The 21,867-nt window shown below is 42.6% G+C and carries 17 protein-coding genes; 6 read left to right on the top strand and 11 right to left on the bottom strand.

Annotation, left to right across the window (positions count from 1 at the left end):
- Positions 1–209: 209 nt before the first annotated feature.
- The 7 genes from ECHVI_RS14870 to alaS form a co-directional block, all read right to left on the bottom strand.
- Positions 210–2,657, bottom strand: a complete 2,448-nt coding sequence (locus ECHVI_RS14870) for a leucine-rich repeat domain-containing protein (RefSeq protein WP_015266837.1) — start codon at positions 2,655–2,657, stop codon at positions 210–212.
- On the bottom strand, positions 2,644–3,486 hold the full coding sequence (locus ECHVI_RS14865) for a hypothetical protein (RefSeq protein WP_015266836.1): 843 nt from the start codon (positions 3,484–3,486) through the stop codon (positions 2,644–2,646). Before ECHVI_RS14865 ends, ECHVI_RS14870 begins: the two co-directional genes overlap by 14 nt.
- Entirely contained in the window at positions 3,483–4,061 is a 579-nt protein-coding gene (locus ECHVI_RS14860; RefSeq protein WP_015266835.1) for a hypothetical protein, read from the bottom strand. The genes ECHVI_RS14865 and ECHVI_RS14860 overlap by 4 nt, the downstream gene beginning before the upstream one ends.
- 25 nt (positions 4,062–4,086) lie before the next feature.
- Positions 4,087–4,554: a hypothetical protein gene (locus ECHVI_RS14855; protein WP_015266834.1), complete on the bottom strand. Its 468-nt coding sequence runs from the start codon at positions 4,552–4,554 to the stop codon at positions 4,087–4,089.
- A gap of 73 nt (positions 4,555–4,627) precedes the next feature.
- Positions 4,628–5,746 (bottom strand): TlpA disulfide reductase family protein, encoded by a 1,119-nt coding sequence (locus ECHVI_RS14850; RefSeq protein WP_015266833.1) that lies wholly within the window; start codon positions 5,744–5,746, stop codon positions 4,628–4,630.
- A 4-nt stretch (positions 5,747–5,750) separates the two neighbouring features.
- Positions 5,751–7,214 carry an Asp-tRNA(Asn)/Glu-tRNA(Gln) amidotransferase subunit GatB gene (gene gatB / locus ECHVI_RS14845; RefSeq protein ID WP_015266832.1) on the bottom strand — a complete coding sequence of 488 codons (1,464 nt, stop codon included), beginning with the start codon at positions 7,212–7,214 and terminating at the stop codon, positions 5,751–5,753.
- Between the two features lie 93 nt (positions 7,215–7,307).
- Entirely contained in the window at positions 7,308–9,938 is a 2,631-nt protein-coding gene (gene alaS, locus ECHVI_RS14840) for an alanine--tRNA ligase (protein WP_015266831.1), read from the bottom strand.
- Positions 9,939–10,071: 133 nt separating this feature from the next.
- Between alaS and ECHVI_RS14835 the strand changes: the two genes are divergently transcribed.
- Positions 10,072–11,049 (top strand): M23 family metallopeptidase, encoded by a 978-nt coding sequence (locus tag ECHVI_RS14835; RefSeq protein WP_015266830.1) that lies wholly within the window; start codon positions 10,072–10,074, stop codon positions 11,047–11,049.
- A 1,049-nt stretch (positions 11,050–12,098) separates the two neighbouring features.
- Here the strand turns inward: ECHVI_RS14835 and ECHVI_RS14825 are convergent.
- Positions 12,099–13,118, bottom strand: a complete 1,020-nt coding sequence (locus ECHVI_RS14825) for a LacI family DNA-binding transcriptional regulator (RefSeq protein ID WP_015266828.1) — start codon at positions 13,116–13,118, stop codon at positions 12,099–12,101.
- Positions 13,119–13,674: 556 nt separating this feature from the next.
- Here ECHVI_RS14825 and ECHVI_RS14820 point away from each other — a divergent pair.
- The 3 genes from ECHVI_RS14820 (at position 13,675) to ECHVI_RS14810 (ending at position 16,325) form a co-directional block, all read left to right on the top strand.
- Positions 13,675–15,102, top strand: coding sequence for a sensor histidine kinase (locus ECHVI_RS14820; protein ID WP_041738705.1), 1,428 nt, complete (start codon positions 13,675–13,677; stop codon positions 15,100–15,102).
- Positions 15,103–15,105: 3 nt separating this feature from the next.
- Complete coding sequence (locus tag ECHVI_RS14815) at positions 15,106–15,789, top strand: LytR/AlgR family response regulator transcription factor (RefSeq protein WP_015266826.1); 684 nt, start codon at positions 15,106–15,108, stop codon at positions 15,787–15,789.
- Positions 15,790–15,893: 104 nt separating this feature from the next.
- Entirely contained in the window at positions 15,894–16,325 is a 432-nt protein-coding gene (locus tag ECHVI_RS14810) for a hypothetical protein (RefSeq protein WP_015266825.1), read from the top strand.
- Positions 16,326–16,362: 37 nt separating this feature from the next.
- Here ECHVI_RS14810 and ECHVI_RS14805 read toward each other — a convergent pair whose 3' ends face one another.
- The 3 genes from ECHVI_RS14805 to cfa form a co-directional block, all read right to left on the bottom strand.
- A complete protein-coding gene (locus ECHVI_RS14805) occupies positions 16,363–16,566 on the bottom strand; it encodes a YwbE family protein (protein WP_015266824.1) in 204 nt (67 codons plus the stop codon).
- A gap of 57 nt (positions 16,567–16,623) precedes the next feature.
- The gene (locus ECHVI_RS23870) at positions 16,624–16,875 is read right to left on the bottom strand and encodes a hypothetical protein (protein WP_015266823.1); all 252 of its coding nucleotides are present in this window, start codon (positions 16,873–16,875) and stop codon (positions 16,624–16,626) included.
- A 363-nt stretch (positions 16,876–17,238) separates the two neighbouring features.
- Positions 17,239–18,441, bottom strand: a complete 1,203-nt coding sequence (gene cfa / locus ECHVI_RS14795) for a cyclopropane fatty acyl phospholipid synthase (protein WP_015266822.1) — start codon at positions 18,439–18,441, stop codon at positions 17,239–17,241.
- 660 nt (positions 18,442–19,101) lie between these two features.
- Here cfa and ECHVI_RS14785 point away from each other — a divergent pair.
- Both ECHVI_RS14785 and map read left to right on the top strand, forming a co-directional pair.
- Entirely contained in the window at positions 19,102–20,640 is a 1,539-nt protein-coding gene (locus ECHVI_RS14785) for a SulP family inorganic anion transporter (protein WP_015266821.1), read from the top strand.
- A 191-nt stretch (positions 20,641–20,831) separates the two neighbouring features.
- Positions 20,832–21,596 carry a type I methionyl aminopeptidase gene (gene map / locus ECHVI_RS14780; RefSeq protein WP_015266820.1) on the top strand — a complete coding sequence of 255 codons (765 nt, stop codon included), beginning with the start codon at positions 20,832–20,834 and terminating at the stop codon, positions 21,594–21,596.
- Positions 21,597–21,867 lie beyond the last annotated feature (271 nt).

Genomic DNA, 21,867 nt, shown 5'->3' with positions numbered 1-21,867 from the left:
CGCAATTTTCAGTTCCTTTCAGGGCAGGTTACAGCATCCAATTGGTGTCTTTGCGGCTTTGTGGTATTTATAGCTATCCGTGGGTTAACCATTACGTAAACGGACACTCCACAACTTTACATTTGGCACATACTTTTCTTGAAACAATTTCCCATAAAAAAGCCGTGACAAAAATTTCTGCCACGGCCTTCATTCCATTTATGGGAAGTCTAATAATACCTTACCTCACATTCAGGATTTGATTCTTTGAATCGATCGATTTGCCTGCTATTGATGCGGGTATTGAAGCAGCTGAGTTTTTTTAATCCTCTTAGGTCTTCTATATCCCTAATGCTGCGCACATCGGTACTGGCAATATCAAGTTCCTCAAGCTTATGCAGCGTATCCAGTCCTCTCAACCGTCTCACGCTTGTTCCCGACAGAATCAACGTTTCTAAATCCGTCAATCCCTCTAGCGGACGGAGATCCTCTATCCCCGTATTGGATAGGTTGAGATGCTCCAAGGTTTTTAAACCAGCCAAAGGCTCTACTGTGGTGATCGGTGCTTGGGTGATGCTCAGATTTTTGATCAGTTCAAAACTTGCTAAGTCTGAAATATCATGTAATGGCACATCGTAGATTTGAAGCGTTTGCAAATTGATAAAATCTACCAATGGCCTTAAGTTCTGAATACTTTTCCGTTGAATCTTCAAAACCCTATTGGAGGTAAGTTTGTGCAATTCCCTTGAATTAGGTTCCGTAGAAATATTAAATTGTTCCACGAAAATAGATTGCCAAACACCATCCAAACTATTCCACCAACCTTTCAGCTCATCTGATCTGAAAATTATATTGGCGTCGGGAACTACTTGTAATACCGTCTGTACCTCCCATTTGGGCACGTCTGTATGATCAATGTCAAGAAATTCGAGTCGATATAATTTCTGCAACGGCTCGATACTACTGATCAGGGTTTCCTTCAATGAAATTCTCTCCAGCCCATTTACCTTACCGATATCTTCCACATTGGTTATTGGGGTGAAATTAGCCGATAGCTGCTTCAAAGTTTGAAGCTCTCTCACTGGGCTTAGCTCATGGATCTTAGTATCATCAAATTTCAATGAGATCAATTTCTTAAACTTGATAACGGGACGTAAATTGATGATTTCACTGCCTGAAAGGTCCAATGAATCCATGCCCACTATCCTACTGATCTCTTCCACTGAAGGCATGCGACTCCTATTCCCCGGAATATACTTCCTGAGAACAGCTTCCCAACCTTCAGGAAGCGTAGTCCACCACGTCTGTAAATTTTCAACATTATGGATCAATAACACCCTCCTGTTGCTCACCGCGAAGGCATTGGCCTGTTCCTCTGCAATTTCAGTTCTGTCTGCATAAACTGTCGCCAAACCATCCTTTTGATCCAAAGGCTCGAGACTATTCACCGTGGTTTCATTGATTTTAACCACTTCCAAATGCTCCAGGTCTTTTAGCGGCTCCAGGCTGCCTACATTCGTCCTTGAAAGATTAATTTCTTCTAGATTCTTAAGATCGGCTAAAAACTCAAAATTGATCAAATAATTACCACTGATATTTAACCGTTTTAAATTGGTCAACTGATGGATGTTCTCCACATTGTTTAGACCACTTTTCTCCATGTTAAGCTCCTCTAATCCCGAAAATGAATTTAACCCAGCAAAGCTCATCAAAGGGGTGTTTTCGGCAACCAGCACCTTTAAATTCGTCAAAGAGGTAAGGTCATCGATATTTTCGATCAAGGTATTGGATATGTTCAGGTATTCTAAATTATCGGAATACTTCACAAACTGAATATCTGCAGTGGGCGTATTGGAAACATCCAAATAAGCCAAATAAGTAACATTACTGATCGGCCCAAGCTCCTGAATCATGGTATTGCTGATATCAATGTACTTAAGATCCCGCAAGGATTCCAGTGGACTCAGGTCTTGGATAAGGCTATTTCCAGAAAGGTCCAGACTGTCCATCGCACTGATTCTATTCAGATGGTCAATGGTGATGGAATCTTCCATCAATCCAAATTGCTCTCTGAAATACGTCTCCCACTCCAACGAAAGATTGCTCCACCATTCGGTAAGCTCCTCGTCCCTGCTGAGTTTAGTGGTATAAATACTGGCTATTTTAAGCTCATTGGACTGAGGATTCAGGTTTACTTCCACAAATCGCGGTTTGGTATTCTCGATGGCCTCATCATCCAGCCCTACCGCCGTCAGTGTTCGATCCATGGAGACTAAAAAGGACAGTTCATCGTTATCGCGGAGAAAGGGCTTCACATCCCTCACCTTGAATTTAAAACTGGCATCTTTAAAGAAAAACTCTACGTCCTTTAGGTACGCCGGCACATCCTTATTTGTAATGACCTGTCGATCCAGTAAGAGGTCATCCTCTACCTGTACCTTATCATCACGAAAAATCTTCTTATAACTTTCCGTGATAATCACATCCTTATCCCGCGCAGAAGTCTCTTCACTTCCTACGGTATTGAGGAAATACTCCAGAAATTGTATCTGATCTTCCACTTTTTGGGAAAAGTCTTTCACTTCCTGCTTGGAATAAGATCCCAAATCTTGGGAACATACCATTCCTGGCACAAGGATCAATCCCCATAAGATGATATATAGCCTACTTCTGATCATAGATATAATTTAAAATAGCCTGCTTTTCTTCTTCATTGTCCACCTTAGTAAGGTTACTCATGAGCCAACCGGTATTGAATCCGGGACGGTTAAATTGAGAAACTTCAAAATACCAATCTTCAATTTGGAAGAAGTGAAACTTAACTCCATTCACCGTTTCAAATTTCATATTGCCACTTTTGATCTCGTAAAGAAACAGTGTCAAATAATCGGGTTCATAATCATCTGGGGTATAGGATTCAGGAGTAGAATTATCCTGAAGTGCCTTTCTGAGGTTCATAAAACCTAATTCATGGCTTAGTGGATGCAGAAATGGTTTGTTTTGACCTTCTTTCTTGTCGAAGTAAGGTTTGAAACCATCAAAGGCAACCTTTTTAATGACCCATTCAAAACCAAGCCCTTCTGGCTGAATCTCCATAAATAGGGTTACATTGGTCCTTTTCCCTTTGAATGTAAATACAGACGACACCTCAGCAAACCAATTGTCCCTGTGAAAATTCAAATATTGCGGGTAATTTTCAGCCGTCACATGGGCAACAAAGTCCTGCTTTAGGCTTTTGGTAATATTTGAGGTTTCATTATCAAAAAGTAAATTGACATATTTTATGCGAAGGTCACGGTTATGATACATTTCATCTCCCTGATGATAACGCGTCATGCCGTCCTCACTCTCTTCGGCATTAAATCTTCTAAAGAATTGGTTTAGTTGTTTGGTAGAGGCAGCGAATCTGCCATCATCCTTAATTTGCCCGGGGCCGCCTAAGCCCTGCCCCGAGACAAATTGTATGGATGAAATAATGATAATTGCTAATAAGCTTAATTTCTTCATGCGGAAGTTTCAGTCACTCTAATATCACCCAGCATCACATCCCAAAACTCGATAGTTCTTCCGGCTACCTGCGTTTGTTTTTTCTCTACGTAAATGGTGATGTCTTTTTTGGTGGTATCTTTATAATTTAGACCTGTCTCTACAGAAGTTCCTTCAAATCGCTGATAGATCGTCACGACTCCAACATACCTACCGTCAGGTTGTCTTTCCAGATCAGAGATATAGTGGATATCATACCAGCTAATGGTCACATTATCATAATTGAGGGCCATTAACCGCTCGAAATACCTTCTCACCGGATAATAAGCTACATCTTGAGAGCTCAAGGAAGAAACACCCATTTCAGATCCCGGTGCAAATAGCTCCTCTGCACGGTCCATCACACGGTTTGCCTCAGAAAACTGGGTATCCTTGCTGCCGATAATGCTGATGTATTTACTAAGGTCTTTTACCTTTTCTAGTGCCAATGAATCAATGGCCTGCTTCCTTTGAGGGCTGATGTTATCAGATTGCGCTGCCGCTATAAGGCCGGTCGCAAAAAACAGTAATATGAATGCTTGAATATGTTTTTTCATGGTTATTTAATTCTGTGTTCCTTTATTATCTACGACGAAGTTCCAGTTCAGTGATTTTTCCACTACCATCCAGTCTTACATCACTGATGAAGTTTAGGTTCTTCTTGGTATCCTTAAGGTAATTAAGGTACTTGGCAATGGTCGTAGGCTCATCATAATCCTTAATACCATTTTCCTCATGAATTACGATCAAAACAGGTGTGTTTTGATTCGAAAACATACTCAATGCTTCTTGGATAGAACTGTTGGCACTTTGTACGCTGCTGGCAGATGCGATGGTGGAGAAATACCCTTCCAATTTCCCTACGGCTACTTCTTCTGCGGTAGGCTCTGGTTCTGGAGCAGGAGCAGGTGCCGGCTCTTCCACTGGTGCGGGCTCTGGAGCAGCTTCTACTACTTTCTTCTTACTCTTACAAGCACCCATGGCTAACAACCCAAAAAGGACGAGGGTGACTAACCTGCTTAGTGGTGATTTAAAACTACTTTTTTTCATGTTAGATAGATTAATAATTAAGTACGATGGATATTTAAATTCCGGCTATTGCTCTTGAACAAAAAGCATTCCATTATTCGAAAATTTCTTTTAATTTATTTTCCAAAGCCGGCCCTCTCAGGTCCTTTGCAATAATTTTCCCCTCAGGATCAATCATATATGTAGCAGGAATCGCATTGATTTTATAAGTAGCCGCAGCTTCGGAATTGAAATATTTCAAATCCGACACATGTGTCCATGTAAGGTTATCTTCTTCAATGGCCTTGGTCCATGCATCTTTGCTTCTGTCCAAAGAAACACCAAACACTTCAAACCCTTTCTCATGGTATTCATTGTACAGTCTTACCACATTAGGGTTTTCCTCTCTACAAGGTTTACACCAAGCAGCCCAAAAATCAATCAGGACATACTTACCTTTAAAATCTGAAAGTTTGATCTCTTCTCCTTCAGGATTGGGAAGCGCTATCTCCGGGGCTGGCTGCCCTATGCTCAAAGCACGCATTTCATCAAGCTGCTGCTTCAGCGCCACGATCATCTTGGTTTCTGGATATTTCGTATCCAACTCCGTCACCAAACTATCGATGTAGGAAAAATCGTTTCGTGGGTTCAGCATTCCTACGGCTGCCAAGGCTGCAAAACTCCCATTCATCCCATCAATGGTACTTTTTACCTTTTCAGAATGATCAGACTCCAAGCTCAACGCTTTTTCTTGGATACTTTTTACTGCTGCCTCATCCTTAGCGGAGAGCGCTTCATAATATTCACTGTTGAGTTGGTTGATTTGCGCTTGATAATCCTCTGCCAATTGATCTACTTTTCCCACTTGCTCCGTATCAAATGACCCGCTGACGGCCAAACTCTCTTCATTATCAAAATCATAATCCACGGTTACATCTTCATTATAAAGCGCCAATCGCACCTGTTTTACACCAAAAAGATCCAGTTCGTAAAACGCTGGCCCCTCCAAGCTAAGGCTGTATTCAAACTTCCCATTGTCCTTTACTTTTAAGGTATCAATCGGCTCTACACTATTATCCGTATATTTTGAAAGTATGAGCTCACCTTCTGGCGTATTTGCCAGCTTTCCACTGATGATGACTTCACCATCAAAAGCTTCTTCTTTCACTTCATTCGAACAGGCTGCCACCATCAAAAGGGCAGCAAGGACAAACATATAATTGAACTTGGTCATATAATTAGTTTTCTAGGAGTTCTGTTAAAATTTTATTGGCCACTTTAGGGTCTGCCTTTCCTTTGGACTTTTTCATTACTTGGCCCATAAACATACCAAGCAACCCTTTCTTACCGGATTTGTACTCCGCTACTTTTGCTTCATTTTCTGCCAACACACTCTCTACGATAGGCTTTAGCGATCCTTCGTCACTTTCTTGGATAAGATTAAGCTTTTGAGCGATTTCCAGTGGTGACTGAGAAGGATCTTTGATCATTTCAGGATATACCTTTTGAGAGGCCACCGAAAAGTTCACTTTGCCTTCGTCTATCAATGCGATCAAGCTGGCCAATTGTTTTGGTCGAACAGGAAAATCTTCAATATGAAGGGTCAACTCATTCAAATAGGACTTCACAGGTCCCATCATCCAGTTGGATGCCGCTTTGTAGTTATTGGTTTCTCCACATAGCGCTTCAAAATAAAGGGCGATTTCCTTACTGTCCGTTAACACGTTGGCATCATATTCCGGCAAGCCAAACGCATTCACAAATCGCTCATGCAGTTCTCTGGGGAGAGAAGGCATCGACTCGCTGATTTGTTGCAGCCATTCATCTGAAATCACCACTGGGCTCAAATCAGGCTCTGGAAAATACCGGTAATCGTTCAAGTCCTCTTTTGTACGCATACCCGCTGTAAGGCCTGTGGTAGCATCAAATGTCCTTGTCTCTGAGATGATCGTTTCGCCTTTTTCCATCATATCGATCTGACGATCAAATTCATGCTCTATGGCGCGGGCCACGTTACGGAAGGAGTTCATGTTTTTCACTTCCACTTTCTTGCCCAACTCCGTATCACCTTTAAGTCGGATGGAAATATTGGCGTCGCACCGCATGGATCCTTCTTCCATGTTTCCATCACAGATTTCTAAATATCGTACCAATTTCCGGATTTCTGACATAAATTGGTAAGCTTCTTCGGACGCCCTGATGCATGGCTCGGTCACGATTTCCAACAAAGGCACCCCTGCCCTGTTAAAATCCACCAAGGTATCCACTTCCCCAGCGAGGTGCATGGATTTACCGGCATCTTCTTCCATGTGGATCCGGGTAAGCTCAATTTCCCGCGTAACTCCTGACTTTTCGAGCGTGATGGGTACGGTTCCCCCGACACAGACGGGATTTTTATCCTGGGTAAGCTGATATCCTTTTGGAAGATCAGGATAGAAATAGTTCTTACGGGCAAAAATATTGTGCCGCGTAATCTCACTTTTACAAGCCAAACCAAGCTTCATCGCAAATTCGACGGCCCGTTTGTTCACCTTGGGAAGGGTGCCGGGATGGCCCAGTGTGATGACTGAAATATTGGTGTTTGGCAGGTTTCCGAATTCCGTAGAATCAGAAGCGTACATCTTACTTTTGGTCAGCAGCTGAACATGGACTTCCAGTCCTACTACCAATTCGTATTTATCTTTGATCTCCTGTGAAGGCATTTTACTTAATGTAATATTGTGTTCTATCGTTAAATTAACCAAAAATGGCAGAGTTTTACCCCAAAACCAAATTCATAACAGGCTATTACGGGATTAGATGGAAGAAAACATCTCTTTGGCCTTGATCACCACCTGATCCAGTCCTTCCAACTGCTTACCTCCCGCTGTCGCAAAAAACGGCTGTCCGCCACCGCCACCTTGTATGGCTTTGGCCAGTTCCCTAACTGCATTACCGGCATTCAGGGACTTTTCCTTAACCAATTCCTCCGCAATGACCACGGCAATTTGTGGCTTGCCGGCAATATCAGCAGCAATGACAGCGATCACCTGATCTACCTCGTTCTTCAATTCAAATGCCAGCTTCTTTAAAGCATCTGCAGAAGGAAGGGTCACTTTGGCAATAACCTGATTGGTTCCGCCTACTTGCTGGACAGCTTGGAGAAGTTCATCCTTCAACGCACCTGTTTGTTTTAAGTGCAGGGATTCGATTTCCTTTTTCAGTTCGTTTCGCTCATGCACCAATGCTTCCACTGCCTTGGCTATATCTTTAGGGCTTTTCAGCAATTCCTGAAGGGACTTGACTACCTCAAGTTGTTCATTGACATACGCTTCAGCCGCATCCGCTGAAATGGCCTCAATTCGCCGTACTCCAGATGAAATGGACCCTTCAGACACGATCTTAAACAGCCCTATTTTACCGGTGGATGCCACATGAGTTCCCCCACAAAGCTCCACGGAATAGGATTTGTCAAAGGTAATCACCCTGACAAATTCACCGTATTTTTCACCAAACAAGGCGGTAGCCCCCATCTTTTTGGCCTCTTCGATAGGCACATTCCTTTGCTCGAGCAATGGGATATTTTCCCGGATCTTTTTATTGACGATATGCTCCACTTGGGTTATTTCATCGTCGCTCAATTTACTGAAATGGGAAAAATCAAAACGCAGAAGCTGATCATTGACCAAAGATCCTTTCTGCTGCACATGATCCCCCAACACCTCTTTAAGTGCCGCATGAAGTAAATGGGTCGCCGTATGGTTGTTCATGGTCAGTCCCCGTCGCTTACCGTCCACTTTGGCCGTAAAGGTAGCTTCCGGATGTTGAGGAAGTTTTTCCACAAAATGCACAATAAGGTCATTCTCCTTTTTCGTGTCCAGCACTTTGATGATTTCATCCTCACTGACCAAAACACCCTTGTCCCCTACTTGCCCGCCACTTTCAGCATAAAAGGGAGTTTCTTCGAGTACCAATTGGTATTTTGTACCCTTTTTCTCTTTGATTTCCCTGTACTTGATGATATTGCTCGTGGTCTCCAGGCTGTCATAGCCCACAAACTGGACATTGGCTTCTTCGCTGACCTGCACCCAATCACCTGTTTCCTGTTCCGCTGCAGCACGGGAGCGTTTTTTCTGTTCGGCCATTTCCGCATCGAAGCCCTTTTCATCCACAGCGATGCCATTTTCCCTTGCTATCAAGGAGGTCAGGTCCAACGGAAACCCAAAGGTATCATACAGCTCAAATGCCACTTTACCGGAAATGACCTTTTCACCCTTATCTGCTAAGTCTGATTTGATCTGATCCAACCGCTTTAGGCCATTGTCCAAGGTACGCAAAAATGCGGCCTCTTCCTCATAAATGACCTTGGCGATGAATTCTTCCTGAGAAGCAATCTCTGGAAACATCTCCCCAAAATGTTCCGACAATAATGGCAACAGCTCATAGAGGAAAGGTTCTTGAAAACCCAGGAAGGTATAGCCATACCTGACGGCCCTTCTCAAAATCCTGCGAATCACATAGCCCGCCTTGTTATTGGAAGGCAATTGACCATCTGCAATGGTGAATGAAATGGCCCGGATGTGGTCCACGATCACACGGATTGCGATGTCTATTTTTTCATCTTCACCGTACTTCTTTCCCGCTCTCTTCTCTACGGCAGCGATAAATGGGGTAAAGACATCGGTATCATAATTGGAAGTTTTGTTCTGGATCGCTCTTACCAATCGCTCAAAGCCCATCCCGGTGTCGATGTGTTTTGCCGGAAGTTCGGAAAGGCTTCCGTTGGCTTGCCGGTTAAACTGGATAAAGACCAGGTTCCAGACTTCAATGACCTGGGGATGATCTGCGTTTACCAGTTCTTTTCCTGGCTTGGCCTTGATTTCCTCTTCTGTTCGCAGGTCTATATGGATTTCAGAACATGGGCCACAGGGACCTACATCCCCCATTTCCCAAAAGTTATCTGTTTTGTCCCCAAAAAGGATCCTATCCTTGTCCACGTGGGCAGTCCACATGTCAAAAGCTTCCATGTCACGCTCCAGCCCGTCACCTTCATCTCCTTCAAAAACCGTCACATAAAGCCTGTCCACAGGCAGCTTGTAAACTTCTGTCAACAACTCCCATGACCAAGCAATGGCCTCTTTCTTAAAATAATCACCAAAAGACCAGTTCCCCAACATCTCAAACATCGTATGATGATACGTGTCTACCCCTACTTCCTCCAGGTCATTGTGCTTACCGGAAACTCTTAGGCACTTTTGACTGTTAGTGGCTCGAGTAGTGGCAGGCGTCTCATTCCCAAGGAAATAGTCCTTAAACTGGTTCATTCCTGCATTGGTAAACATAAGCGTCGGGTCGTTCTTGACCACGATTGGTGCAGAAGGTACAAATTGATGTTGCTTGGATTGGAAGTACTCGATGAAAGTGCTTCTTATTCTTTTAGCGTCCATGTAAAATGTTATATACTTAAATAATTCGGATTATACAACTGATATACCTATATTGGCATGTTTCAAGCGAGCAATTCCACCCGAAACCCATTCATAGGGGTACAAAAATAGGAGAAATACCATTTAATTAATAATGAGTAGAATAAAATATTACTACGATCCCAAAACCTGTAAATACGAACGATACACTAAGAGCAAATGGGACATTTTATTAGGGGTCCTTGGCTTTCTTTCTCTATCTTCGATTTTTGCAGTGGGGATACTAATGATCTTTAGTTACTATTTCGACAGCCCCAAGGAGCTGATGCTAAAGCAAGAAAACGAAGAACTAAAGCTATACTACGAAATGATGGAGAAGGAAGTCTCTCACCTAAATGAGATGATGACCGACTTAAAGGACCGCGATGACAATCTTTACCGCGTGATATTCGAATCAGAGCCCATCCCCACTTCCATCAGGGACGCGGGCTACGGCGGTTCTGACCGTTTTAAAGAGCTCAAAGAAAAAGGACTCCAACAAGAGGACCTCATCATGGACGTCATGAGCAAAGTGGGGAAACTCAAAAAGCAAATGTATATCCAATCCCTTTCTTACGATGAACTAGCCGAAAAGGCACTGAACAAGGAAGAGTACTGGGCATCCATCCCTGCGATTCAGCCCATCCACAATGAAGACCTTAAGAGACTTGCCTCTGGATATGGAATGCGAATTCATCCTATTCTAAAGGTGCGTAAAATGCATACAGGAATAGATTTTTCTGCCCCAAAAGGCACTCCTATCTATGCGACGGGTGACGGCACAGTAGTCGAAGTCAAGACGGAATTTGGTGGATACGGAAAATCAGTAACCATCGATCATGGTTTTGGTTTTGAAACCCGGTATGGGCATATGAATGAATTTAATGTACGGAGAGGCCAAAAAGTAAAAAGAGGAGACCAAATCGGAACGGTAGGCAATACCGGTTCTTCTACAGCCCCACACGTGCATTATGAAGTGATCAAGGAAGGACGCACCATTAACCCTGTCCATTACTTCTTCAAAGATCTTGAACCTAGCGAGTTCGACAAAATCCTTGAACTTGCCTCCAAAGAGAATCAGTCACTTTCTTGATATAAGTACACTGCAGATCGCCATCAGCTGACCATTTCCCAATTCTCAAATGAAGTGAAAGCCTGAGCTCAAGCCATATTTCCAAATTGGGGATAAAACCATTTATCCGCATGCTATACACCCTCCTTTTAGGGGATTTAGCATGCAGACTAGATTTATGCGAACAATATGACGTCATGGCCCATCATGGAAACGCTTATCGTTGAGGAGCTAGATCCGCTGATAGCAGGATCACCAAGCAGCTTACCCAAAGCTCTAGCAGGATCCAAAACAAGGCCCATGATAAACATTAAAACTGTATTGGTTCCAAATAAAATGGGGGAACACAGTTTTGCAATGGTGCAAGATCTGAACTGTATTTAGGTAGAAAGGACGATCATAAGCCTTAGAAATAGGCTATTCACCACTTTTGCGCTTGATCCCAAATAGATGGGATAAGGTACAGTAGAGGGGTTTTATATTGGTATTTGGTGATGGAGGAACCTTTCCTTCTATTTTGTCAGCCTTCCCGACCAGCCCATCGCTGTTTGATCATGGTAACCTAACAAAAACTCCCCTAATCAATTGTCCATTGTAAGCTGTTAGCGCATGGCCATTATATCGACCTAAGATTGGTAAATGGACATGGAGTCAAGTAAAAAGCGTCGAGGAGACTAGGGCATTAAAAACGAAAGACCAAAAGCCACAAGGTATCCTGCCAAAAAACTAAAGAATATAGGCTCGGCAAGTTTAAATTTCTTGTATTCGGGAATATTTTTATGAGCATATTTATAGCTGAACTTTCGCAAATATTTTTCAGGGTAAAATGAAAGAAAGCACAGCCCATAAGCTATTGCAATCATCAAGAAAGTAAGGCCAGTCTCCATCGCGTGTGTAAGTTTGCCCAAAGTTAATTTACTTTTAAGAAATGACCTACATTTTCCCTGAAAATTAACCCAATGTTAAAACAATATCTCAGCAATGTTAACACTCTTGTGATCAAAGACTTTTACTCGTGGAAAAAAGCGCATTAGTCTTAACCTTTTTTCTAAAAGAAATCCCAAATGCGATCACCGAACGGACTCCCTTACGATCAAGTCAGCATCCAGCACCACCTGCTCATTGGGACTATCCAATCCATTGTTGATTTTATCGATCAACAAGGCTGTAGCTTTTTCCCCCAGTTCAAAGCCGGGCTGATGAACCGTGCTGAGCGTAGGACTGATAATTTCACCAAGCTGCCAATTGCTGAAACCAATCACCCCTACTTCATTGGGCACATTTATAGCTGACTCTCTCAGATATCGCATTACTCCCAGCGCCACCAAGTCGGTAACGCAAAATATGGCGTCCGGTGGACTCTCTGATGCCATCAACGATTTCGCGAAATGGTAGCCTTCTTCTTGGGTCAAGTGCTCACAAACGTTTATATAATGTTCTGGATAACTGATGTCATTTTCAGACAGTGCGGCTGCATACCCTCTAAAACGCTCATTAGAGTGATGGACATTAAGTCGACCACGGATATGGGCAATTTTCCGATACCCTCTTTTTATCAATTCAGTTACGGCCTGATGGGCTCCACTGTAATCATTGACGATGACCTTTGGCGTATCAAAGCCCTCAATAATCTTGTCTACCTGAACTACCGGGATTTCTGCAGCCAAGAATTCTTCCAAATGCGCCACTTCAGTAGTTTCATTGGAAAGGGAAATAATCACCCCGTCCACTCGGCTGTTCAGCAAGGCTTTGGCCACTTTTTTTTCATCGTCCACATGTTCATTGGACTGGCAGATCATGACATTATATCCATGGGCATTGGACTCACTGAGCACCCCACTGATGATAGATGAAAAAAACTGATGAACCAGTTCAGGGATAATCAGGCCAATATTAAAGGTTTTACTCTTCCTGAAATTTACTGCCAAGAGGTTTGGGACATAGTGATGCTTTTCAGCATACTCCTTCACCAATTTGATGGTTTCTTCACTGATGTCAGGATGTGACTTCAGTGCTCGAGAAACAGTAGAGACCGCCAACCCGAGCTCCCTGGCAATATCTTTTAATGTTAACTGATGCTTTTCGGACATTTAGTTATGTGCTTATCCATCCAAAATTAAGAACATGAACCTACATAAACCCTATCACAAGCCCAATATTTTAGCAGATTTATTTAGAAGCCTTATAAATTATCGTTCCGAAAATGATTGCACAACCGTTTGCGGAAACTTTATGTTTGGAGCATCGGAATATTTTAGATTACTTTAATCAAGCATAAAAACAACATCCTATCAAAACCTATAGAACCCTAAACTGGTGGCCCTCGTGTCACCTTTTTTTTATGGTGAAGTCCGCAGTCCACTTTCCACAGCACCAGGCATTAAGTTAACCACTGATACACACAGATCAACACTGATTTGATGTGGGCCTCTTAGGCAGAAGCTTTTTTCCTAAAACCGGGACAGGTACTGTGTTCATTCCTAATCCCTCATTCCTCATTTTCAATTCATCATTCATTCACGCACTTCCATCTTCCCCCTTCGTAGTTCCCTCTTCATCCCACAATCCCCGGCCTTGATCACATTTTTTTGGGAACCGTTTCCACAAAAGCTATCATTGCTTTATCATTATTTAGCAAATTTGAACATGAAAGAAAAAGCTTTACAATTTAAACAAATGGAATGGTGGATGGTCGCAGGGGTATTCTTCCTGATCATCCTGACCAATATATTGGGCGCTACAATCAGTATCGGCTACATTGGCGGAAATTCGGACGAAATGGCCCGGTACTTTTCGACCATTTTTATTCCTGCCATCCTCTTCGCTGCTTTCTACTTTATGCACATTAAAGTGGTTCCAAATTATCAGACTGAACATAAAATATGGAAGCTTATCCTTTTCAGTTTGTTGATTTTTATAGTTTCTTGGATAGCTACTGGCGCCTTTTATATGGGTGCTGAATGGGGAGATGACATGTTCATTCCGTTTTACTTTGCCGCTGTGGCCCTCTATGTGGGGTATATGTTTGTGGTATCATTCTTGAAAAAGGCCGTCAAGGCCCAGCGAAACCCTAACTATTTGGTCTATAATATTTCCAGAATTGGGGCACTATATATCTTCTTGCTGACATTCCTCTTCAAGTTTCATCACTTTTTCAATCCGATCATCTTGATCATTTATGCGATCGTAATTCCATCACTTATTGTCATTTTTATTTATAATTACTTTCTCGTCTACCGAAAAAAGAAAAAAGGTCAAACAAAAGCCTCAAAGGTATATTATGGGCTATTGATAGGCTTAATGGCCGGCATATTCTTCACCATTGCGGCTGCCTCTGGTGAGGAAGAAATTATCTTGGTCGGTTTGGTAGCGATTGCCCTTCTGGTACTGGTGATCAATCCCATTTCAAACGCGTTATTCCTTAAATACCAAGGATATATCGAAAAGCTGGACAAACTCAATGTACAACTGGAGGAAAAGACCACTGATCTCAAACAACTCCGCAACCAGATCAACCCCCATTTCCTTTTCAATGCCCTCAATACCATTTATGGCATTTCGCTTCAGGAAAACGCAGAAAAAACGGCTGAAAGCATCCAAAAGCTAGGCGATATGATGCGCTTCATGCTGCATGAAAACACACAGGAAACCATCCCACTGGACAGGGAAATTGACTATTTGATCAATTATGTAGATCTGCAGCAATTAAGAATTGAAACTCAGGAAAATATCACCATCGAATTCAATCGTAAAGAGGAGCACTGTAAAGGCAATATCGCTCCAATGCTGCTGATTCCCTTTATTGAGAATGCATTTAAACACGGCATCAGCCTCCAAAAAAAATCATGGGTAAAAATTAACCTTAGGTGCTTGGAGGGCTCGCTACACATGGATATTTATAACAGCATCCATCGAAAAAGCGAAGATGACCCCGAAGGCAAACATTCCGGTATCGGCCTGCCAAACGTCAAGCAACGGCTCCAGCTGCTCTATCCAACGCGCCACGAGCTGGTGATCCGGGAAAATGACATGGAATTTTTCGTACATTTATCCATACAATTGACCAAATCCTAATCCATGCTGAACGCTATCGCCATCGACGACGAACCCATGGCCTTGGAAGTAATCAAAAGCCATACTTCCAAGGTTTCCTTTGTGGACCTAAAAGACTCCTTTACCAATGCCTTTAAAGCCTTGGACTATTTGCAGGACCATGCGGTGGATTTGATATTTTTGGATATTAAGATGCCCGATATTTCGGGAATGGAATTCGCGCTACTCCCCCAGCAGAAACCGATGATCATCTTCACCACTGCCTATTCGGAGCATGCGGTCAAAAGTTTTGAGCTCGATGCAGTAGATTACCTGCTGAAGCCCTTTTCACTCCCCCGCTTCATAAAAGCTTGCACCAAAGCCAATGAACTATGGATGCTGAAAAACCAGCAAACGGCTGAAGCCTCATCCATATTTCTCAAAACTGGCTATGAGCAAGTAAAGGTTCAGCTGGATGACATCCTCTTTCTAGAGGCGGCTGGAAATTACGTTACCTTCCAAACCACCGAAAGTAAAATCCTGACACGCATGACTTTTACGGATGCTGAAAAAATGCTTCCCTCCACCTTTTACCGAATCCATCGCTCGTTCATGGTCAACAAAGCAAAAATTGACAAAATCGAAAGGCACCAAGTAACCGTACACAAACATACAATCCCGATCGGAAGCAGTTATGCTGATAACCTTAAGTCAAATCTCATTCCATAAAGACTCCCATAAATTTTAGCGATGCTGTGCTGCATAAACTGTATAAAAAGGGCAAAAATCTCCTAAGTTTTGCGTTAATTTGAATATCAAAAATTAGAAAAGACATGCAAACAGGAATTCAACACCTTCACTCCGGTATGGCCTATTTGGTTTTGGCTGGATTGATCGCGGTTTTTATTTATGCACTCATTGGTGCCTTGGGAAACAGGAATTTTACAGACAAAGACCGTAAATTCGGACTTATCGGCTTGATTCCACTCCACATTCAGTTATTGGTAGGCATCATCATTTATTTCATCAGTCCATTGGGCTTTAGCAATATGACCAGTGGAAATGCCATGGCGGATTCAGTCAGTCGATTATACGCCCTTGAGCATCCGCTCATAAATATTATCGCAGTGGTCTTGGTTACGGTAGGTTATAGCCGCGCCAAAAAGCTTACGCAGGACAGGGCCAGCTTCCGAAGCCTTTATATGTTCTATGGAATTGCTTTGCTTTTGATCCTTTCGAGGATTCCATGGAGTGCATGGATGTAGGCAATTGAATTAAAAAAGGAGCATCGATGCTCCTTTTTTAGTCCTCTTCCAAAATATTTTTCACTCTTCCGACTTCTCCAGTATCGAGCTGCACCTTGATTCCATGGGGATGTTGCGGTGACTTGGTCAAAATTCGCTTTACCAATCCTTCCGTGAGTTCTCCACTCCGTTGATGATGTTTTTGGACCACTTCTACTAAGTCTCCTACTTTAATGTCTTTTCTACTTCTTCCGTCAGGCATAGGTCGTATGTTTTTGAAAACGCTAGTATTCAGCATGGTGAATTCACCCTTGCAAACTTACCAAAACTTGCTTAAAATCACTCCAAATCCCGTAGTTACTTTCCAACATACCAAATCATAGAAGAATGAAAAGGGATCAAGCAATATTTCTGAGGGCAGCTTTATTTGAAAGGATGCTATTTCGTCTATGAACTGGATGAATCCAAGCTTTGCCGAAAAGCCCACTTCATAGCCAAAGACATATGCATCGTAAACTTTTAAGTCATGTAAGCTACTGATAAAAGATTTGAACACCGATTTGCAACGCATTAAGCATCCTATATGTTTTTATCAGCGTTCATCCGTGGCCAAACAGCAACAAAAGGTGACGAAGAACATATTTACCCATCGAAATAGGCTATCCCACCCCATCTTTTCTGCTTGATCCATGAAAAGTACCGGATCAAGTGAAAAAGTTGAGAAAGGTACGAAGTTGCAATTCTCCCCTAATGCGCCTATCCCCCATTGTGGCGCACTCAAAACATTCATTCAATAATACCACTCGTCCCAAAGCACCGCTAAGGACTATTATTGAAACCTGTGCCGAAAGTGATCATTAACTTTCAAAAATTTAACGAGTTGAAGCCTTCGTAGCCTATCACTTGGTAGCAATAAACAATGAAACTCGATAGATCATACGGAATGGGTTTGATTGACAGACCGAACGGCCTTATAGTCTCCTTTGAAGGTATCCTTTACCATCACCACCTGCCAAAGTTGATTTTTCCTGGCCCTGAAAGATCCTGCACAGCAGGTCAAGTAATACTCCCACATCCGGTAAAACGTTTCTCCATATTCCTTCCTTAAGCTACCCCAAGCGATCCTAAAACGCTCCAACCAAGCCATCAAGGTATAGTCATAGTGCAATCCGAAATTATGCCAGTCTTCAAGCAGTAGATAGCCCTCCATGGCCCGCGTCAATTGTGCAGCGGAAGGAATCAAACTGTTTGGAAAAATGTATTTATCGATCCACGGATCCGTATATTGGAAAGAAGCATTGTTCCCTATGGTATGCACCAATGAAATACCATCATCCTTTAAATTATGATAAACCGTTTTCATGTATTCACGGTGGTTTTTGGCCCCTACATGTTCCATCATTCCGATAGACAAGATCCTATCAAACGGTTCGTCAACATCCCTGTAATCCTGCAACCTTATTTCCACAGGGAGTCCTGCACACCGCTGTTTGGCCAGTTTGGCCTGTTCCTCAGAAAGGGTAATCCCCACCACTTCCACATGGTAATTCTTCGCAGCATAGGCCGCAAACCCTCCCCAACCACAACCAATATCCAATACCCGCTGGCCTGGCTTGAGCTTTAATTTTTGACAGATCAGTTCTAATTTGTTTTCTTGGGCTTCATCCAGGTTATCCACGTCTTGCCAATATCCACAACTATACATCATGTATTCATCCAGCATCTTTTCATAAAGGTCATTTCCTACATTATAATGCTGAACAATGATGTCCTTAGCGTGACTTTTGGTTTGCAGGTTAAACAATCGAGCTTTCATACCTTGCCAAAGCACCTTGAAGTTGCCTTTCACTTTTTGGTCGAGGTTGGCGCGTAAAACCCGATAAAAAAATTCATCAAGTCGGTCACAATCCCACCATCCTTCCATATAAGCTTCCCCAAGGCCCAGGGATCCTTCTCGCATCACTCGTTTGTAAAATTGATCGTGATGTATTTGCGGATCATAGGGTGCTTTTCCATTTAACTGAATACCTGCAAATTCCAACAACTCAGTTATGGTCTTTTTATAGGAGTCCATGAGTGCGTTATTTTGGTTGCTTAATTCAAAAAAACTGATGCTATCCCACTGTAGGAACAACATTATCATAATTTATTAAATTGTAACGAAAATATAAACACCTGTCACTAGTAAAATTCACTTACTTCCTCTTATTTATGGCGCAACCATCGGAACAACCTATTTCTTCTCTGTAGTGCAATCTCCAAGGAAAAGAGGCTTGGCCACTGGGTTTTCGAAGTACCCTTGTCCCGGAATCCTTGGTAGGGAAACTTTATGATGCATATGAAAACACGGCCCTAATTACCACCAATCTCCAAAAAGATCACGCTATCGATAGCTGCATCGGGTACCCAGAAAACCATGTTTCACCATTCGCTTTATTTCAAAATCCTCTAATGAAGTTTAACTTTACAATTAATAACCCACACCAAACTTGAATTATTCGCAATAAAAAACTAGTTTTGTTTCAAATTAATTAACAAAAATCGTTCAGGTAGTGAAAAGTGTTATTAAACAATGGTTTTGCCCTGAGCACTTTTGCTAAAAATCAAAATTTTATTTGGTTTCTTGGCAAAAGCACTACCTTTGCAAATCTGATGGAAAACACGGTTATCATAAAGTCCACCCCTACTCCGCCCTGAGTAGAATTTTTCAAAGCAATATCCGGTTTGGTAGCTTCTTTCGAGGCCTATCACATTTACTATACAATTCATTTCATACGATCTATAAATAGCAAAAGACATGACGCAAATGTTCTTTAACCTATTTCGCCCGAAGCAATCCAGCTTAAAGGACGAAGTACTTTCTGGCTTTACTGTCGCCTTGGCCTTGGTGCCCGAAGCAGTAGCCTTTTCCTTTATCGCACAGGTTTCACCATTGGTTGGGTTATATTCAGCCTTTTTCATCGGGCTGATCACTGCTATCCTAGGTGGCCGACCAGGGATGATTTCTGGAGCCACTGGCGCCATAGCCGTGGTGGTCGTTGCTTTGGTGGTGACCCATGGTGTGGAGTATCTTTTTGCAGCTGTCGTCTTGATGGGAATCATTCAAGTGCTGGTGGGAGTATTGAAACTGGGAAAGCTAATCCGACTGGTACCGCACCCGGTGATGTACGGGTTTGTCAATGGACTCGCGGTGATCATTTTCACTTCCCAATTTGAACAATTCAAAATTGAAACCAGCCCAGGAGTAAAAGAGTGGATCTCAGGCCCTCCCCTTTGGATCATGCTAGCTTTGGTGGTCTTGACCATGGTGATCATCAAGTTTCTTCCCAAAGTCACTAAAATCATTCCTTCTGCTTTAGCAGCCATCTTGGTGATCTCAGGAATTGTGATTTTCGGAAATATTGATACCCGGACAGTTGGTGACATGGCCTCCATCTCTGGTGGACTTCCTGAATTTCACCTGCCCATGGTGCCTTTAAACTGGGAGACCTTTATGATCATTCTACCATATTCGGCGATTATGGCGGGTGTAGGGCTCATTGAAAGTCTTTTGACCCTTACTTTGGTGGATGAAATTACCGAAACCCGCGGCAATGGAAACAAAGAGTGTATTGCACAAGGGGTTGCCAATGTCACTACAGGCTTCTTTGGTGGTATGGGTGGCTGTGCCATGATTGGCCAAAGCCTTATCAACGTGAATGCAGGGGGTAGAAACCGGATTTCAGGAATTATCGCTGCTTGCGGCCTCCTAACATTCATTTTATTCTTTTCTTCTTATATCGAAATGATCCCAATGGCTGCCCTAGTAGGGTTGATGTTTATGGTGGCGATCGGCACCTTCGAATGGGCTTCCTTAAAAATCTTTAAAAAAGTACCCGCTTCTGACGTGTTGGTCATGATTGTGGTCATGTTGGTAACGGTTTTCTTGCACAATTTGGCCTTGGCTGTGTTGGTGGGCGTGATTATCGCAGCCTTGGTCTTTGCTTGGGAAAATTCCAAGATGATCCGTGCTAGAAAGCGTGTGGATGAAAACGGCGTAAAGCACTATGAGATCTACGGACCTTTGTTCTTTGCTTCTGCTCAAGCATTTGGGGAGAAATTCGATCCTGTAAATGACCCCGATGAAATTATCATTGACTTTGCTGAAAGCAGAATCGTGGACCACTCCGGAATCGATGCGGTGCACAAGGTGACTGAAAGATATGATAAGGCTGGAAAAACCGTCTACATACGTCATTTGAGCACCAGCTCAAAAACATTATTGGAAAAGGCCGAAAAGATCATCAATGTCAATTATGCCGACAATGATCCTAGTTACAAGATTGTGATGGATTAAGTCGACAAACACCTCCTTTGGATCAAAACAGGTGGCTTCCAATATGGAAAAGCCACCTGTTTTATTTTACCATCAAACTGAAAGCATCATCATCTTATCTGGATAGGGATTTTACACTAATAAGAGTTATGCTAATGCACTGTTTTGGTTAATTTTGGTTAGTATTACATTCACTTAGCCTAAATCATATCATGTCCATCACACAAGAATCTGACCTTATAGGAATGCATCGCGTGAGTGAGGCAGTCGGCCAAACACTCAAATTGATGCGTCATTACGCGGAGCCCGGAATGAGCACAAAAGAGCTGGATAACTATGGAGGAGTTATTCTGAAGGAGTTTGGTGCGCGATCTGCCCCTTATGAAACGTATGAATTTCCAGGCTTTACCTGCATCAGTGTCAACCAAGAAATCGCCCATGGCATTCCGGCTAAAACTAAAATTCTTCAGGAAGGTGATCTGATCAACATCGATGTATCTGCTGAGCTGAATGGATTTTGGTCGGATAATGGAGGATCATTTGTCCTAGGACAAGACATCTATCATCACCAACCGCTCGTCGATGCTTCCAAGGAAATATTGAAAAGGGCCATTTCTAACATAAAAGGAGGGATAAAAATAGCGGATATTGGTTTTGTGATTGAAAATGAAGCAAAAAAAAGAGGCTACAAGGTCATCAAAAACCTAGCGGGGCACGGTGTGGGCAAAAGCCTGCATGAAAAACCTGAGGATATCCTAAATTATCGTGTTAAAAGCAATCGAGAGCGTTTCCAAAAAAATACTACGGTAGCTGTGGAAACTTTCATTTCGACCAAATCCACCTATGCAGACACCTTGAGGGACGGCTGGATACTGGTGGGAAACAAAGGTGGTTTTGTCACCCAGCACGAACACACCATTTTGATTACTGACGGGACGCCGATGATTTTGACGAAATCAAATGGGATTTGGGATTAAAAAAATAGATCAAGCCTTATTTCTGTCGGTTAATTAATCAAATAAAAATGTATTCCTCCAATGCTGTAAATCATTTTGAACCAAAGGTGAAAAGGAGAAACACAGATTTACAATGGCTTAAGAGCCACATATGTATTTATCTGTCGCCATCCATGGCCATACAGAAACCAACAGTGGAATAACATATATTCAACCATCGAAACATGCTCCCCCTACTAGTTACTAGACCAAAAAACACCCCCTTACCTTTTTCTTTCCATAAAAAAACCCG

It is taken from the genome of Echinicola vietnamensis DSM 17526 (assembly GCF_000325705.1).
Classification (GTDB): Bacteria; Bacteroidota; Bacteroidia; order Cytophagales; family Cyclobacteriaceae; genus Echinicola; species Echinicola vietnamensis.
Note: the sequence above shows the minus strand (reverse complement) of the source record. Positions and strands in the feature narration are given on the sequence as shown.

What these genes read in the sequence shown, in the direction of transcription:
- ECHVI_RS14870 (WP_015266837.1), bottom strand. Translation starts at nt 2,657, where the DNA reads ATGATCAGAAGTAGGCTATATATCATCTTATGGGGATTGATCCTTGTG.
- ECHVI_RS14865 (WP_015266836.1), bottom strand. Translation starts at nt 3,486, where the DNA reads ATGAAGAAATTAAGCTTATTAGCAATTATCATTATTTCATCCATACAA.
- ECHVI_RS14860 (WP_015266835.1), bottom strand. Translation starts at nt 4,061, where the DNA reads ATGAAAAAACATATTCAAGCATTCATATTACTGTTTTTTGCGACCGGC.
- ECHVI_RS14855 (WP_015266834.1), bottom strand. Translation starts at nt 4,554, where the DNA reads ATGAAAAAAAGTAGTTTTAAATCACCACTAAGCAGGTTAGTCACCCTC.
- ECHVI_RS14850 (WP_015266833.1), bottom strand. Translation starts at nt 5,746, where the DNA reads ATGACCAAGTTCAATTATATGTTTGTCCTTGCTGCCCTTTTGATGGTG.
- gatB (WP_015266832.1), bottom strand. Translation starts at nt 7,214, where the DNA reads ATGCCTTCACAGGAGATCAAAGATAAATACGAATTGGTAGTAGGACTG.
- alaS (WP_015266831.1), bottom strand. Translation starts at nt 9,938, where the DNA reads ATGGACGCTAAAAGAATAAGAAGCACTTTCATCGAGTACTTCCAATCC.
- ECHVI_RS14835 (WP_015266830.1), top strand. Translation starts at nt 10,072, where the DNA reads ATGAGTAGAATAAAATATTACTACGATCCCAAAACCTGTAAATACGAA.
- ECHVI_RS14825 (WP_015266828.1), bottom strand. Translation starts at nt 13,118, where the DNA reads ATGTCCGAAAAGCATCAGTTAACATTAAAAGATATTGCCAGGGAGCTC.
- ECHVI_RS14820 (WP_041738705.1), top strand. Translation starts at nt 13,675, where the DNA reads ATGAAAGAAAAAGCTTTACAATTTAAACAAATGGAATGGTGGATGGTC.
- ECHVI_RS14815 (WP_015266826.1), top strand. Translation starts at nt 15,106, where the DNA reads ATGCTGAACGCTATCGCCATCGACGACGAACCCATGGCCTTGGAAGTA.
- ECHVI_RS14810 (WP_015266825.1), top strand. Translation starts at nt 15,894, where the DNA reads ATGCAAACAGGAATTCAACACCTTCACTCCGGTATGGCCTATTTGGTT.
- ECHVI_RS14805 (WP_015266824.1), bottom strand. Translation starts at nt 16,566, where the DNA reads ATGCCTGACGGAAGAAGTAGAAAAGACATTAAAGTAGGAGACTTAGTA.
- ECHVI_RS23870 (WP_015266823.1), bottom strand. Translation starts at nt 16,875, where the DNA reads ATGCGTTGCAAATCGGTGTTCAAATCTTTTATCAGTAGCTTACATGAC.
- cfa (WP_015266822.1), bottom strand. Translation starts at nt 18,441, where the DNA reads ATGTTGTTCCTACAGTGGGATAGCATCAGTTTTTTTGAATTAAGCAAC.
- ECHVI_RS14785 (WP_015266821.1), top strand. Translation starts at nt 19,102, where the DNA reads ATGACGCAAATGTTCTTTAACCTATTTCGCCCGAAGCAATCCAGCTTA.
- map (WP_015266820.1), top strand. Translation starts at nt 20,832, where the DNA reads ATGTCCATCACACAAGAATCTGACCTTATAGGAATGCATCGCGTGAGT.